At 62.9% G+C, this 14,800-nt stretch carries 14 protein-coding genes; 6 read left to right on the top strand and 8 right to left on the bottom strand.

From position 1 onward, the window contains the following. Positions 1-39: 39 nt before the first annotated feature. On the bottom strand, positions 40-1,512 hold the full coding sequence (dnaA, locus tag HOP52_RS02765) for a chromosomal replication initiator protein DnaA (RefSeq protein ID WP_238975739.1): 1,473 nt from the start codon (positions 1,510-1,512) through the stop codon (positions 40-42). 506 nt (positions 1,513-2,018) lie between these two features. Here dnaA and rpmH point away from each other — a divergent pair. The 5 genes from rpmH (at position 2,019) to HOP52_RS02740 (ending at position 6,862) form a co-directional block, all read left to right on the top strand. Next, a complete protein-coding gene (gene rpmH, locus HOP52_RS02760) occupies positions 2,019-2,153 on the top strand; it encodes a 50S ribosomal protein L34 (RefSeq protein WP_010626003.1) in 135 nt (44 codons plus the stop codon). A gap of 7 nt (positions 2,154-2,160) precedes the next feature. Further along, positions 2,161-2,541, top strand: coding sequence for a ribonuclease P protein component (rnpA, locus tag HOP52_RS02755; protein ID WP_238975738.1), 381 nt, complete (start codon positions 2,161-2,163; stop codon positions 2,539-2,541). A gap of 112 nt (positions 2,542-2,653) precedes the next feature. After that, complete coding sequence (gene yidC / locus HOP52_RS02750; protein WP_238975737.1) at positions 2,654-4,342, top strand: membrane protein insertase YidC; 1,689 nt, start codon at positions 2,654-2,656, stop codon at positions 4,340-4,342. A gap of 101 nt (positions 4,343-4,443) precedes the next feature. Further along, a complete protein-coding gene (gene mnmE / locus HOP52_RS02745; protein ID WP_238975736.1) occupies positions 4,444-5,814 on the top strand; it encodes a tRNA uridine-5-carboxymethylaminomethyl(34) synthesis GTPase MnmE in 1,371 nt (456 codons plus the stop codon). A gap of 232 nt (positions 5,815-6,046) precedes the next feature. Next, positions 6,047-6,862 (top strand): EAL domain-containing protein, encoded by an 816-nt coding sequence (locus tag HOP52_RS02740; protein ID WP_238975735.1) that lies wholly within the window; start codon positions 6,047-6,049, stop codon positions 6,860-6,862. Positions 6,863-6,970: 108 nt separating this feature from the next. Here HOP52_RS02740 and HOP52_RS02735 read toward each other — a convergent pair whose 3' ends face one another. The 4 genes from HOP52_RS02735 to rdgB all read right to left on the bottom strand — a co-directional run bounded on the left by HOP52_RS02735 (position 6,971) and on the right by rdgB (position 10,439). Next, the gene (locus HOP52_RS02735; protein ID WP_238975734.1) at positions 6,971-7,816 is read right to left on the bottom strand and encodes a 23S rRNA (adenine(2030)-N(6))-methyltransferase RlmJ; all 846 of its coding nucleotides are present in this window, start codon (positions 7,814-7,816) and stop codon (positions 6,971-6,973) included. A gap of 76 nt (positions 7,817-7,892) precedes the next feature. Then, a complete protein-coding gene (locus HOP52_RS02730) occupies positions 7,893-8,579 on the bottom strand; it encodes a YiaD family glycine zipper/OmpA-like lipoprotein (protein ID WP_238975733.1) in 687 nt (228 codons plus the stop codon). A gap of 40 nt (positions 8,580-8,619) precedes the next feature. After that, positions 8,620-9,831: a radical SAM family heme chaperone HemW gene (gene hemW / locus HOP52_RS02725; RefSeq protein WP_238975732.1), complete on the bottom strand. Its 1,212-nt coding sequence runs from the start codon at positions 9,829-9,831 to the stop codon at positions 8,620-8,622. Then, positions 9,828-10,439, bottom strand: coding sequence for an RdgB/HAM1 family non-canonical purine NTP pyrophosphatase (rdgB, locus tag HOP52_RS02720; protein ID WP_238975731.1), 612 nt, complete (start codon positions 10,437-10,439; stop codon positions 9,828-9,830). Before rdgB ends, hemW begins: the two co-directional genes overlap by 4 nt. Positions 10,440-11,166: 727 nt before the next feature. Here rdgB and HOP52_RS02715 point away from each other — a divergent pair. After that, on the top strand, positions 11,167-11,844 hold the full coding sequence (locus tag HOP52_RS02715; RefSeq protein ID WP_238975730.1) for a response regulator transcription factor: 678 nt from the start codon (positions 11,167-11,169) through the stop codon (positions 11,842-11,844). Between the two features lie 183 nt (positions 11,845-12,027). Here HOP52_RS02715 and hemL read toward each other — a convergent pair whose 3' ends face one another. The 3 genes from hemL to hemJ form a co-directional block, all read right to left on the bottom strand. Further along, on the bottom strand, positions 12,028-13,317 hold the full coding sequence (hemL, locus tag HOP52_RS02710) for a glutamate-1-semialdehyde 2,1-aminomutase (protein WP_238975729.1): 1,290 nt from the start codon (positions 13,315-13,317) through the stop codon (positions 12,028-12,030). Positions 13,318-13,536: 219 nt separating this feature from the next. Then, positions 13,537-14,367, bottom strand: a complete 831-nt coding sequence (gene thiD / locus HOP52_RS02705; protein WP_238975728.1) for a bifunctional hydroxymethylpyrimidine kinase/phosphomethylpyrimidine kinase — start codon at positions 14,365-14,367, stop codon at positions 13,537-13,539. Beyond that, positions 14,367-14,798 (bottom strand): protoporphyrinogen oxidase HemJ, encoded by a 432-nt coding sequence (gene hemJ / locus HOP52_RS02700; RefSeq protein ID WP_238975727.1) that lies wholly within the window; start codon positions 14,796-14,798, stop codon positions 14,367-14,369. Before hemJ ends, thiD begins: the two co-directional genes overlap by 1 nt. Positions 14,799-14,800 lie beyond the last annotated feature (2 nt).

The raw sequence follows: 14,800 nt of genomic DNA, 5'->3' as shown, positions 1-14,800 counted from the left end.
GACAGGCGGCTGGTCCCGCAGGACCAAACGACCATACGCCTAGCTGGTCAGCAGGCGCAGCAGGTTCTTGTAGTCCTCGCGGATATCCGCGTTCTCTTCCTGCAGTGCCTGAACCTTGCGACAGGCATGCAGCACCGTGGTGTGATCGCGCCCGCCGAAGGCATCGCCGATTTCCGGCAGGCTGTGGTTGGTGAGCTCCTTGGCCAGCGCCATGGCCACCTGGCGCGGCCGTGCCACCGAACGCGAGCGGCGCTTGGAGAGTAGATCCGCCAGCTTGATCTTGTAGTACTCCGCCACCGTGCGCTGGATGTTATCGACGCCAACCTGCTTGTCCTGAAGCGCCAGCAGGTCCTTGAGCGATTCGCGAATGAAATCCTGGGTGATCGGCTTGCCCATGAAGTGCGAATCGGCGATGACCTTCTTCAGCGCCCCCTCCAGCTCGCGCACATTGGAGCGAATCTTCTGGGCGATGAAGAAGGCGGCATCGTGGGGCAGGTCGACCTTGGCCTGGTCGGCCTTCTTCATCAGGATCGCCACTCGCGTTTCCAGCTCCGGCGGCTCGATGGCCACGGTCAACCCCCAGCCGAAGCGCGACTTGAGGCGCTCCTCGACACCGCTGATCTCCTTGGGATAGCGGTCGGAGGTAAGGATCATCTGCTGACCGCCCTCGAGCAGGGCGTTGAAGGTATGGAAAAACTCCTCCTGGGAGCGCTCCTTGCCGGCGAAGAACTGGATGTCATCGATCAGCAGCGCATCGACGCTGCGGTAGAAGCGTTTGAAGTCGTTGATGGCATTGAGCTGCAGCGCCTTGACCATGTCGGCGACGAAACGCTCGGAGTGCAGGTAGACCACCCGGGCGTTCTCGCGACGCACCGCCAGGGCATTGCCTACCGCATGCATCAGGTGGGTCTTGCCCAGGCCCACGCCGCCATACAGGAACAGCGGGTTGTAGGCCCCGCCGGGATTCTCGGAGACCTGCCGTGAGGCGGCGCGGGCCAGCTGGTTGGACTTGCCTTCGACGAAGGTCTCGAAGGTGAAATTGGGATTGAGCCCGCTGCTGTGCTTGAGGCTGCCCTCGACCTGCACCTCGCGCTCACCGCCGGAACGCCGCGCACCGGCGGCATCTTCCCGCATCTGGTCGATCTCGCGCTCATCGCCGACATCCCCGCGAGGCGCGGTCTGCACGGCGGGCCCCAGCGGAGAGCGCGGACTGGCCGATACCGGGGTGCCCAGCTCACGAGGCTGCGGCATGGGCGCCGCCGCGCGGCGACTCCCGACGGTCAGCACCACCCTGGGCGGTTTGGCAGGGGCCAGCTCGCGAAGCAGTTCATTGATACGCTTGGCGTACTTGTCACCGACCCAGTCGCGCACGAAGCGATTCGGTGCCAGCAGCCGAAGCTCATTGGACTCCCCCTCCTCCGCCTGGAGCGGACGGATCCAGGTATTGAACTGCTGGGCATTCAGCTCATCCTGCAGGTAATCCAAGCACTGTTGCCAAAGAGCGAGCGACACGCGACCTCACCGTCCGGTTGATGAATGACCGCACATTGTAGCCTTGCCAAGACAGGTTATCCACACGCCCGACGCCACGATGACAGCCTGTGGAAAACGCCAGCGCCGGGCCGAGGCGAACGGCGTGGGAGAGCGGAATAAATTGTCGGCTGTGGATAACTTTTCCCGCCAGGCGCTGCCGCCTGGCCGCCAGCCAACCGCTTGATCGCAGTTTTTCCACTGCCAAACAACATCCATAAAACACTGAACAAAAAGGGTTTTTACTGGTTATTCACAAGATGCGTCCCCAATATTAACCACAGCATGAAGAAACTCATGCGGGGTAACCAGTGAAGCGCAAGGCTTGCCGCCTGCCATGAGACCCAACGGAAAAATTGCACCCGGCGGCCGAAATCACTACAATTTCCGGTCTTGAACCGAATCTCCCCGGGTTCCGGCAGGAACCCGGACGTCTCCTGTAAGACTAAGACGTACCGTCCAAACACACCACGTGGGAATCAAGAGTTATGAAACGTACCTTTCAGCCCAGCGTCCTGAAGCGCAAGCGTGTGCACGGCTTTCGTGCGCGCATGGCCACCAAGAATGGCCGTGCCGTTCTGGCTCGTCGTCGCGCCAAGGGCCGCAAGCGTCTAAGCGCCTGATCGCGGATTGCGCGTGTCCGGTCATCATGGCTTTCCCCCGCGGCTGCGGCTGCTGACCGCTGGGGATTACCGACAGGTCTTCGATCACGCTGCATTCAAGGTTCATGGCAAGGGGCTGATGGCCCTGGCATGCCCAAACGGGCTGGGCCACCCCCGCCTCGGCCTGGTCTTCAGCAAGCGAAACGTCCGCCGAGCCGTCGATCGCAACCGCCTCAAGCGGCTCGCTCGCGAATCCGTCCGTCTTCAGCAGCACCGGCTACCCGCCGTCGATATCGTACTGCTGGCCCGACGGGGCGCTCATGAGCTGGACAACGCGACGCTTCACCGCCAGCTGCACGGCATGTGGCGACGCCTTGAACGGGACGTTCACAAGTCGATGGCATCCTGACCGGATCCGCCGGCCGCCGTCACGATAGCCTGCCCTGGGCAGGCTTTCGCGTATTGGCCTGCAATGCGTACCGTTCCAGCGGCATGTTCACTACCCACCGGGCAGAACCCTCATGGACGTAAAACGACTCCTATTGCTGATTCCACTGGCCGTGCTCGCCTATCTGATCGTCGTGCAGTGGAACCAGGACTACGGCCAGGTAGCCCCTGAGCCGGAAGCACCCACCTTTACCACCACCGCCCCCGATGAGGAAGCAGCGCGGCCTGACGCGGACGATCTGGCGGTTCCCGCGGCTCCCCGGGCAGAAGATGACGTGGCTGCCGAGATGCCGAGCGAGCCGGTACGTCCCGACGGCACCCGTGACCTGGTGGCCGTGGTCACCGACGTGCTGGACCTGCGCATCGACCCCCAGGGCGGCGATATCATCTACGCCGCCCTGCCCCAGCATCTCATGACGCTGGGTTCGGATCGCCCCTATGTGCTGCTCTCCGACAGCGAGACCCGCAGCTACGTGGCACGCTCCGGGCTTCAGCTCGACGGTCATTCGGGGCGCATCAGCTTCACGCCGGAAAGCACCAGCTATCAGCTGGCGGATGGCGATAACCGCCTCGACGTCGACCTCACCGCCGAAGTCAACGGCGTCGATATCATCAAGCGCTTCAGCTTCGAGCGCGGCCGCTATGCGGTGGACGTCAGCTACCACCTGGCCAACAACACCGAGGTGCCGGTCACCGCCCGCTTCATCGGTCAGCTGGCAAGGGACAACAGCCCCGACCCCTCCAGCGGCGTGGCGCTGGGCATGAGCTCCTACCTCGGCGCGGCCTTCTCCTCGCCGGAGGATCGCTATCAGAAGGTCGACTTCGACGATATCCAGCGCGGCCGCTTCAACAACGTCGACGTCCAGGGCGGCTGGGTGGCGATCCTTCAGCACTACTTCGTCTCCGCCTGGGCACCGCCCCAGAACCAGCAGAACCTCTACTACGCCACCACCGACTCGCGTAACCGCAACGTGGCGGCCTTCGCCGGGCCGATGAGCACGGTGGCCGCCGACGGCGAGGCGCGTCTGGGCGCGACCCTCTACGTGGGCCCCAAGGTCCAGAGCCATCTCGAGGAAGTGGCCCCCAACCTGCGCCTGACCGTGGATTTCGGCTGGCTGTGGTTCATTGCCAACCCGCTGTTCTGGCTGCTTGACCAGATCCACAGCATCGTCGGCAACTGGGGCTGGTCCATCGTGCTCCTGACCGTACTGGTCAAGCTGGCCATGTGGCCGCTCTCCGCCAAGGCCTACAAGTCCATGGCCCGCATGCGCAAGCTGGGTCCGGAGATGCAGCGTCTCAAGGAACAGTATGGCGACGACCGCCAGAAGATGTCCCAGGAGATGATGAAGTTCTACCAGAAGGAGAAGATCAATCCGCTGGGGGGCTGTCTGCCGATCCTGGTGCAGATGCCGGTGTTCATCGCGCTGTACTGGATGCTGCTGGAGTCGGTGGAGCTGCGTCATGCGCCCTTCATGTTCTGGATCCAGGACCTGTCGATCCGCGACCCGCTGTTCATCCTGCCGATCCTGATGGGCGCCTCCATGTACGTGCAGCAGCTGCTCAACCCGACCCCGCCGGACCCCATGCAGGCGAAGATCATGAAGATGCTGCCGATCGTCTTCACCTTCTTCTTCCTGTGGTTCCCGGCCGGCCTGGTCATCTACTGGGTGGTCAACAACATCATCTCGGTGGCACAGCAGTACGTGATCACCCGCAAGATCGAGAACGACCCCAGCGTCGGCAAGGGCATGAAGACCAAGTAGCCGCGGTCTTCCCCCAGTCGCCAGACCCCCGCCCCAGCGCGGGGGTCTGGCGTTTGGTGGCATCGAAACCGACAATGAGGCCTAGTCACGAGGAGAGCACCATGCCCGAGCCCCTGTATGTGCCGGACACCATTGCCGCCCTGGCCACCCCGCCGGGGCGTGGCGGTGTCGGCATCATTCGCGTCTCAGGCCCCGCCTGCGCGGCGATCGCCGAGGCCATGGTGGGCCACTGCCCTGCCCCGCGGCGGGCCCACTACGGCCCCTTCCGCGGCGCTGCATCGGTGATCGACGAGGGCATCACGCTGTTCTTTGCCGGCCCCCACTCCTTTACCGGCGAAGACGTGCTGGAACTGCAGGGTCACGGCGGCCCGGTGATCATGGACCTGCTGCTCGAGCGCTGTGTCCAGCTGGGCGCCCGCCTGGCACGCCCCGGCGAATTCTCCGAGCGCGCCTTCCTCAACGATAAGCTCGACCTGGCCCAGGCCGAGGCCATCGCCGACCTGATCGACGCCAGCTCACGCACGGCCGCCGAGAATGCCCTGCGCTCGCTGCAGGGCGAGTTTTCGCGGCGGGTCGAGGCCCTGGTCGCACGGCTCATCGAACTGCGCATGTACGTGGAGGCCGCCATCGATTTTCCCGAGGAGGAGATCGACTTCCTGGCCGATGGCAGGGTCGCCGATCACCTCGCCGGCGTCATGGCGGAGCTCGCCGAGGTCCGTGCTGCAGCCGGCCAGGGCGCGCTGATCCGCGAGGGCATGAGCGTGGTGATCGCCGGACGCCCCAATGCCGGCAAGTCGAGCCTGCTCAACGCCCTTACCGAGCAGGAAACCGCCATCGTCACCGATATCGAAGGCACCACCCGGGACGTGCTGCGTGAGCATATCCACATCGACGGCATGCCGCTGCATGTGATCGACACCGCCGGCCTGCGCGACACCCCGGATGCCGTCGAGCGGATCGGCGTGGCCCGCGCCTGGGCCGAAATCGAGAAGGCCGACCGGGTGCTGCTACTGGTCGATGCCGCCGCGACGGATGCCACCGATCCCATGGCGATCTGGCCCGAGTTCGTCGCCCGCCTGGCCGATCCCTCACGCCTGACCCTGGTACGTAACAAGATCGACACCAGCCACGAAGCCCCGGGACTCGAGTTATCCACAGCCACGCCAATCGCCCGGCTGTCGGCCAAGACGGGAGAGGGTGTGGATAACCTTAAGGCCCACCTGAAGAGCGTCATGGGCTATAGCGCCACCACCGAGGGCCGCTTCTCGGCCAGGCGACGCCACCTGGATGCCCTGGATCGGGCGAAGCGAGCCCTCACTAACGGCGAAGAACAGCTGGCCGGCTTCGGCGCCGGGGAACTGCTCGCCGAGGACCTGCGCGACGCCCAGCAGGCGCTGGGCGAGATCACCGGCGAGTTCAGCGCCGACGATCTATTGGGAGAAATCTTCGGTAGCTTCTGCATCGGCAAATAGCATCGCATAGCGCCTGGCAGTCGGCGCTGAGGCGCCGGCCCACCCCCAGGGCTGCTGGGCGAGACCTGCGCCAGCTTCTGTATCAGCAAGCAAGGCACCTAAGCAGCAATGCAAGACCATCCACCCTGTCATCGACGCAGGCATGGAGCCGACTCTTGAAGTAAAAGAGGCTTTACATAATCAGTGCTAATGATTATCATTTACTAAAGTATGGGGGAATAGGAGTCCACGCATGCCGGGGAATACAGAAGCGGAACCCGCCACCTGCCACCAGGAACGGAGCGCTGGCGATACGTCGAACTATCCACGGCACATGGGCGTCGAGTATCAACCGATCATCAATACCAAAAACGACCGGGAGCATGGTTACGAAGCGCTGGCCCGCTTCTGGAACGAAGCGCAGCAGCTGGTTCCTCCCGACAAGGTTTTCGGGCAACTCCATCACGATGCTTCGCTGCTGCTAGAAGTCGAGGAAAAAGCGAAACGGATGCAGGTCGCCCATGCCCCCGCCCATGGTCAACTATTCCTCAATCTAGATCCTCATGCCTATCATTCAGGAAACTCGCGGTATGAAACCCTGTTCCGACATCTACAATCGCGACCCCATGTTGTCGTCGAGCTGATTGAAAACAGCAATCACAGTGAAGGGCTGCTTTCCGAGCGGCTGGCGGCTCGACTGGCCAAGGCGAAACTGGAGATAGCCGTTGACGACCTGGGCGCCGAAGGCAGTATGGTCTCATTTCCAGTGCTGATGGCGGCGAAATACATCAAGCTGGATCGATCCTGGATGCTTCGTCGCAACGATGATGCCTACATCACGCTACTGGAAACCTTGATCGATTATGCCCGGCGCAGCAACAAGTGGACCGTGCTGGAAGGCATTGAAAGCGAAGCCGACCTTGGATTCGCCCGGCAGCTTGGGGTCGATTTCGTTCAGGGTTTTCTGTACCGCGAGCGATTCAGTCTGATCCGGCCAGCACACCAAGAGTGCGGCAACCCAATGCTGACACATCGCCCAACCCAGCCCGAGCTATGCCCATACGAATGAAGCCGGGGCGGTGACTCGACTCCTGCCCCCTCCGATGAACAGCAGCCTGCACCGCAAAGGGAGCCTTCTCACAGTGCTTTGCAGCGGAAAGGGGCGCAGAGTGAATGCTTACTCTTCCACCCACCAGTCGGCCCGGTAGCGACAGGCATCCCCCAGCAGCGGTGCGATGTGCACCATGGCCGCGGCGAGCGCCTCGTCGAGCCCCCAGGGCGGATTAACCACCAGCATCCCGCTGCCGAACATGCCGCGCTGTTCATCCGGCTCTCTCAGAGTCAACTCGCTGCGCCAGACCTTGCGCAGCCCGCCGTCGCGAATGCCTTCGAGAAGCTCGAGGTGACGCGCCGCCGGCAGCAGCGGATACCACACCAGCACGACCGCATGGCGCACCTTGCGCATCACCGCCAGCACCGTCTCGGCCACCTCACGATACTCCGTCTTGCGCTCATAGCTGGGATCGATCAGCACGCAGAGTCGCGGCGTCACCACCGGCAGGCGCTGCACCAGCCCGCTCAGCCCATCGCCGTGCAGGCGCCGCGCGCCGGGGGGCAGCGGCAGCTCGGCCAGATGATCATGCTCACCGGGGTGCAGCTCGAACAACAGCGCCCGATCTGCCTCGCGCAGCGCCTCGATCAACCACCAGGGCGAGCCCGGATAGTGGCTCAAACGCCCCTCGGCCTCCTGCGCCCGACTAACCGCCGCCAACCAGGCGGCCAACAGTGGATCGGCGGTCAAGCGAGCGCGCTGCTGCCATAGCGGTAGCACGCCCTGGCGGTACTCGTCGAGCCGGCGGGTCTCCTCGGCCGCCAGCGGATAGAGCCCCCGGCCGGCATGGGTATCAATGAACGTAACCGGCGTTTTTTTACGTAACATATGCTGCTGGACGGCATACAGCGTCAGGTGCTTGTGAACATCGGCAAAATTGCCGGCATGGTAGGCGTGCTGGTAGGAGAGCATGGAAGAATCCGTGATTCGGCAAGCAAAGGGGCCCGCCACCTCGCGATGACGGGCCCCGGAGCAGGGTTGCAGGGGGTCACATCTGCTGCGGGAACTGCTCCTCAATGGGCGAGAGGGTGATCTCGACGCGACGGTTCTGGGCCCGGCCCTGCTCGGTGGCGTTGCTGGCCACCGGGCGACTCTCACCGTAGCCGGTCATGTAGAGCCGATTGCGCGCCACACCCGACTGGGCGAGGTAGTTGCCTACCGATTCAGCGCGGCGCTCGGAGAGGCGCTGGTTGTAGCCGGCATCGCCGGTGCTGTCGGTGTGCCCGGCGATATTGACCCGCGTGTCCGTGTACTGGTTCAGCACGGACGAAACGTCGTTGAGGGCGTTGCGGGCGCTGGGAGTCAGCTCGCTGGAATCGAAGCCGAAGGTCACGCCGCTCGGCATGTGGAGCACAATGTCGTCACCGCGGCGGTCCACGTCGATTCCGGTGCCCTGCATGCTGTGGCGCAGCTGCTGCTCCTGGCGATCCATATAGGCGCCGATACCGGCACCGGCGGCGGCACCAACGGCGGCACCGATCAGCGCACGGTCGCGGCGACTGGTGCTGCCGCTTCCCGACAGCGCCCCGGCAGCGGCACCTACCGCAGCACCTACGCCGGCCCCAGTCGCCGCAGTGGAGCGCTGGGTCTGGCCGGAATAGGGATCGGTGGTCGCACAGCCCACCAGCAGGATAGCGGTGGCCACAGGAACGATCAGGCGAAAGGGTTTGAGCATATATCTCTCCTGGAGAGTCAGGGTATTATCCGAAAAGCGCCTAGTGATTCGTACCGGCCCGATTGGCGGCGATCAGATTAAGCAGCTCATTCAAGAATAGTAGACCTTGAGGCGAAGCTTGCAGTCGCTGAGCATCTTCCATGAGAAGTCCTTTTTTCCGAGCCTGCGTCAGACACCCCAGCAGCGCCGCCTCGGGGCGCCCGGTATGGGCGTGCCAGTCCGATAGGGGCACGCCCTCAACGAGGCGCAGGGCATTCATGGCGAACTCCAGCGGCAGCTCGGCCTCCTCGACCATTACTCGTCCCGCCACGAAGCCCCGGGGATCACGGCGTCGCTGCAGATAGCTCGTCGGTTGCCGCGCCTTCCAGCGCCTTTCAATGTGCAGGGGCTCGGAGCCACTCTCACTCGACCGGCTCAGCTTGCCATGGGCCCCGGCGCCGATGCCCAAGTAGTCGCCAAACCGCCAATAGTTGAGATTATGACGCGAGCGGTGGCCACGGCGGGCATAGGCGGAGATCTCGTAGCGCCTAAGCCCGGCCTCCTCGAGGCGGGCATGGCCCAGGTCCTGGATATCCCAGAGCACTTCCTCTTGCGGCAGCCGCGGGGGACGTGAATAGAACTCGGTGTTGGGCTCCAGGGTGAGCTGGTACCAGGAGAGATGCTCCGGCGCCAGGGACAGCGCCTGCTCAAGGTCGGCCAGGGCAAGCGTTGGCGTCTGCCCCGGCAGACCGTGCATGAGGTCCAGGTTGAGGTTGTCGAAGCCGGCACGACGGGCCTCATCCACCGCCGAGCGGGCATCGTCGCCGCTATGAATACGGCCTAGTGCCTGCAGCTGGGCATCCTGAAAACTCTGCACGCCCAGCGACAGCCGGTTGATGCCCGCCCGGCGATAGCCCGCGAAGCGGCCGCGCTCGAGGGTCCCCGGATTGGCTTCCAGGGTGATTTCGATGTCCGAAGCCAGCGGCAATCGCCGGGCCAGCGCCTCGAACAGTGCGGCGTAGAAGGCCGCCGACATCAGGCTCGGGGTCCCACCACCGATGAACACGCTGACAAGCTCACGCCCGGCGGCCAGCGGCAGGTCGGCATCCAGATCCTCGATAAGCGCCGCCAGATACTCCCTCTCCGGCAGGTCGGCACCGCGCCCCACGCCATGGGAGTTGAAGTCACAGTAGGGGCACTTGCGCACACACCAGGGCACATGCACATAGAGCGCCAGGGGAGGCAGCCCCGAGTCGCGGCCGGCCGGGATCACGCCGACACCGTCTCGCGCAGGGCGCTGACCAGGGCCTGAAGCGCCCGCCCGCGGTGGCTCAGGCGATTCTTGGTATCGGCCGGCAGTTCGGCCACGCTCATGCCCTGGTCGGGTAGCCAGAACAGCGGATCATAGCCGAAGCCTCCCTCGCCGCGTGGCTGCGCCAAGACTTCCCCTTCCCAGCTGCGTTGGACGATCAGCGGCACCGGATCCTCAGCATGACGCAGGTAGACCAGCACGCACCAGTAGCGCCCGCTGCGCTGGCCGTCGGGCACCGCCGAAAGCGCCTCCAGCAGCTTGGCGTTGTTGCGCGCATCGCTCTTCGGCTCGCCACCGTAACGTGCCGAATAGATGCCCGGCTGGCCACCCAGGGCATCGACCTCAAGGCCGGAGTCATCGGCAAGCGCCGGCAGCCCGCTCACCCGGCTGGCCTCACGGGCCTTGAGCAGGGCGTTCTCGACGAAGGTAAGGCCTGTCTCCTCCACCTCGGGCACATCGAACGCTGCCTGGGGCCGGACATCCAGCCCGAGAGGCTCCAGCAGCTGATTGAATTCTCGCAATTTTCCGGTATTGCCACTGGCTAACACCAACGTTCGCTTCGACGCCACCTTCATGCTCCTCAGATGTTGCGGGTAACCTGGGCGTAGATTACGGCATATCCACGAAGGGGAAAATGATAGCCGCCTGCCAGGCTGCTTCACACCGCGGAGGGTGCGGGTCAGAAGCCGTGCCATTGGGAAGGAGCCGGCGCCAATTTTTCGGGCTCGTGAAGCAAGGCTCATAGCGATTTCCGGATACATTGTAACTTATCTTTACAAATCCTGGAAATGGGTCAATGATGAGAACTGATGGCATGGGATGGTACGGAGAGCTATGCAGTTCTCATGAAACCCGTATGCCAGACAATAACGGAAGTAGCATGAAATCCATAGAGAATGCCAGGAAAAAACATATAAAATTCAACACAGTGTGCGAAAAATCATGAACCCTATGCTGGGCGGAGGTTCGTACTATAGCGACTGATGCATGAGATATCTAATCTCACAGAATATCAGTTTCATCATAGTTCCATGGCTATTATTTCAGCGAAGTAGAGATTAACAAATACACCGCTGATACCTGGCGGTAACACAGGGGGAAAAGATTGATCAAAATACATTAATTTAGCTTTCTTAGATTTTAATTCTGCTCGCCTGCGGCAAGGGTAGTAACGGATATAACTAGGGGGGATGGCGTTAGACAAAACGCATCCGGTGAACCCATGAAATTTCCGCCCCTCGCATAGAGGACAATCTATTACATGATTTATAAATTAGGGGTTCCGGAGGGATCGTCATGGAGCAGAGCCAACAAACCATTCTACTTGTCACTGACATTAACCCTCAGTCAAAAATATTTATTGAATACATGCAGACACAGCTTGACCAGAAGATTATTGCTGTAAACGACCATGAGGAGATACCTGCCGAAGCCAAGCATGCGATGCTGATTGTATTAGACCTCAACCATCTGGTTCAAGAAAGCTTACAGCGCTGGCAGAAGGTCGCTGATGCAGATAAAAATATCTGTATTGCTGCCTTCAATGTCCGCGATGAAGATCATGCAATTGAGCTTCTGTCAACCCTGAATTTACAGGGGATCTTCTACCGAAAAGATAGTATCGAGCTGATCTGCAAGGGACTCAATGCCTTGCAGAATGGCTGCATGTGGATGTCACGCTCCCTAATGTCGAGAATGCTAAGCATACTAAGACAACAGCAAATGAACTCTTACCGTCCCGCCTGCGGCCTGACTCAGCGTGAGCTTGAAATCATAGGACTATTGGGAACCGGTTCTACGAATGCAGAGATAGCGGAAAGGCTGTTTGTCAGCGAACACACGGTGAAATCCCACTTGTACAATATATTCCGAAAAATCAAAGTTCACAATCGGTTGCAGGCCATGAACTGGGCAAGAAAGAACCTTTTCAGCGTTCCACCGAGTCCCAAGAGGCCGCGAGAAGTCAACCACTGATGACCGAGAAGCCAGACACCGACACTGTGACTTCATGGGACATCAAGCAGGAGTGTTTCGCCAGGCTCCGGCCAGTAGCCGCTCGAGAACGGTGTCTTGAGCGAGAATATCCACAGGCGGATACCGATATCCACCTGTGGAACCATCAATTCAACGACTGCCCTTTGTCGTGGCGTCGCGCCCTCAGGACAGTTGGACGGCCGCGAACGCCTTCTCGGCGGCGTCCAGGGTCAGCTGGATATCTTCCGGGGTATGGGCGCTGGACATGAAGCCCGCCTCGAAGGCCGAGGGGGCAAGGTAGACGCCCTGGTCGAGCATCGCCGAGAAGAAGCGCCGGAAGGCCTCGGCGTCGCAGGCGGTGGCCTGGGCGAAGTTGTCGACCCGCGACTGGCCGGTGAAGAAGAGCCCGAACATGCCGCCGACGTGCTGGGTGATCATGTCGACGCCGGCGGCGTCGGCGCGCTCCTGAAGGCCGTGGCACAGGGTCTCGACCCGCTGGGCCAGGGCGTCGTGGAAGCCCGGCTCGCGCAGCTTGGTCAGCAGGGCGATACCCGCAGCCATGGCCAGCGGATTGCCGGAGAGGGTGCCCGCCTGGTAGACCGGCCCCAGCGGCGAGATATGCTCCATGATCTCGCGCTTGCCGCCGAAGGCGCCCACCGGCATGCCGCCGCCGACGATCTTGCCCAGGCAGGTCAGGTCGGGGGCGACCTCGTAGTAGGCCTGGGCACCGCCCATGGCAACCCGAAAGCCGGTCATCACCTCGTCGAAGATCAGCACGCTGCCGTGTTCGTTGCAGACCCGGCGCAGGGTCTCGAGAAAGCCCGGCTGCGGCGGGATGCAGTTCATGTTGCCGGCCACCGGCTCGACGATAATGCAGGCGATCTCGTCGCCGATCTCCTCGAAGCAGGCCTCGACGGCATCGGGATCGTTGTAGGAGAGCGTGACGGTATGCTCGGCCAGTGAGGCAGGCACCCCTGGCGAACTGGGTTCGCCGTGGGTCAGGGCGCCGGAGCCGGCCTTGACCAGCAGCGAGTCGGAGTGGCCGTGATAGTTGCCCTCGAACTTGACGATCTTGTCGCGCCCGGTGAAGCCCCGCGCCAGGCGGATCGCCGACATGGTGGCCTCGGTGCCCGAGTTGACCATGCGTACCATCTCGATGGTGGGGATCATCTCGCAGATCAGGTCGGCCATGGTGGTCTCGATGGCCGTGGGCGTGCCGAAGGAGAGGCCCTGGTCGAGCCGCTCGCGCACCGCACCCAGCACCTCGGGGTCGGCATGGCCGGTGATCATCGGCCCCCAGGATCCCACGTAGTCCACGTAGCGCTTGCCCTCCACGTCATACAGGTAGGCGCCTTGGGCCCGCTCCATGAACACCGGCGGCCGATGCAGTCCCTTGAAGGCGCGCACCGGAGAGTTCACCCCGCCGGGAATATGACGGCTGGCCTGTTCGAAGAGCTGTGCGGAAGTGGTCATGAATGCCTCTTTTGCTGTCGCGTTGGAAAGTGGGAGAGCGGCTCACCTTGAGCCTGTCAGCTTGTGGATAGAATAGGGGATAAGCTTGGCGTGAGCAGTGAAATCCCGGTGATCATCGGCCATCTTGCGCATGCTGCCGACCTATTCCCGTCATTCTGTGGGCAGCGGCCCGCCTTGACCAGCCCCGACCCTCGACAAGACCTTCCACCTTGCCGTCGGTCAAGTCGAGGGGGCAACCGGCAGCGCTGCGATGCGATTCGGCAGCGCCTGATCGTGCCCCGGCTGCCAGCCCCGGCTCAAGGCCTGCCAGGTAAAGGCCTGGGCTTGTTGGCAAGCGTCGCGCAGGGACTCACCGGCCGCCAGCCGCGCCGCCAGCGCCGCGGCCAGGGTGCAGCCGGAGCCGTGATAGCGGCCCGCCAGGCGCGGCCAGCGCCACGCCTGGCGCTGGCCCTGGGTGAACAGCACCTGCTCGACCCGGTCCGCCGGCACCCGCGCCTCGGGATCGTCGGTACCAGTCACCAACACCGCCCGACAGCCCAGGGCAATCAGGCTGTCTGCCCGGGCGGCATCATCGCCTGTCTCCGGGTCGGCCAGGCGCGCCAGCTCCAGGCGATTGGGCGTCAGAATATCCACAAGAGGAAGCAGCCGGCGGCGGAAGGCCGCCAGCAGCCCATCTGTGGATAACTCACTTCCACCGCCGGCCTTGAGCACCGGATCCACTACCACCGGGACGCCGGGATGGGCCTCAAGGATCGCCGCCACTGCCTCCAGGCTGGCGGAGCTCGCCAGCAGCCCCACCTTGATGGCGGCGATCTCGAATTCGTCCAGCGCCTCGGCCATCTCGCCGATCAGGGTCGCCTCGACGGGCACCACCGAGCGCACGTCGCGACAGTTCTGCACCGTCAGTGCCGTGGGGATGGTCAGCGCCCAGCCGCCGCAGGCGGCCACGGCCTCCCGGTCGGCCACCAGGCCGGCGCCACCGGTGGGATCGTGTCCCGCCAGCACCAGCACCACCGGTGGCCGCGACAGAGTGGGTTCGCCGCTGGCCATCAGAACGGCTTGAGCACGGCCAGCAGCACGATCGCCAGCAGGGCGATCACCGGGAGCTCGTTGAACCAGCGGAAGAATACATGGCTCTTTTCGCAGCGCCCGGCGGCAAACTGCTTGAGATAGATCAGGCAGACATGGTGATACCCCACCAGCCCCACCACCAGCAGCAGCTTGACGTGCATCCAGCCCTGGCCGAGCCAGGCCGGCATCAGGATCAGCAGCCAGGCGCCCAGCCCTACCACGGCAATCATCGAGGGCGTCATGATTCCACGATAGAGCTTGCGCTCCATCACCGTGAAGTAGTCGATGGCCTGCTGCTCGCCCTTCTCGCGGGCCATGGCGTGATAGACGTAGAGCCGCGGCAGATAGAAGAGGGCAGCGAACCAGGTCACCACGGCGACGATGTGCAGGCCCTTGATCCAGAGATACATGG

Source organism: Billgrantia campisalis, from assembly GCF_022341425.1.
Classification (GTDB): Bacteria; Pseudomonadota; Gammaproteobacteria; order Pseudomonadales; family Halomonadaceae; genus Halomonas; species Halomonas campisalis.
Note: the sequence above shows the minus strand (reverse complement) of the source record. Positions and strands in the feature narration are given on the sequence as shown.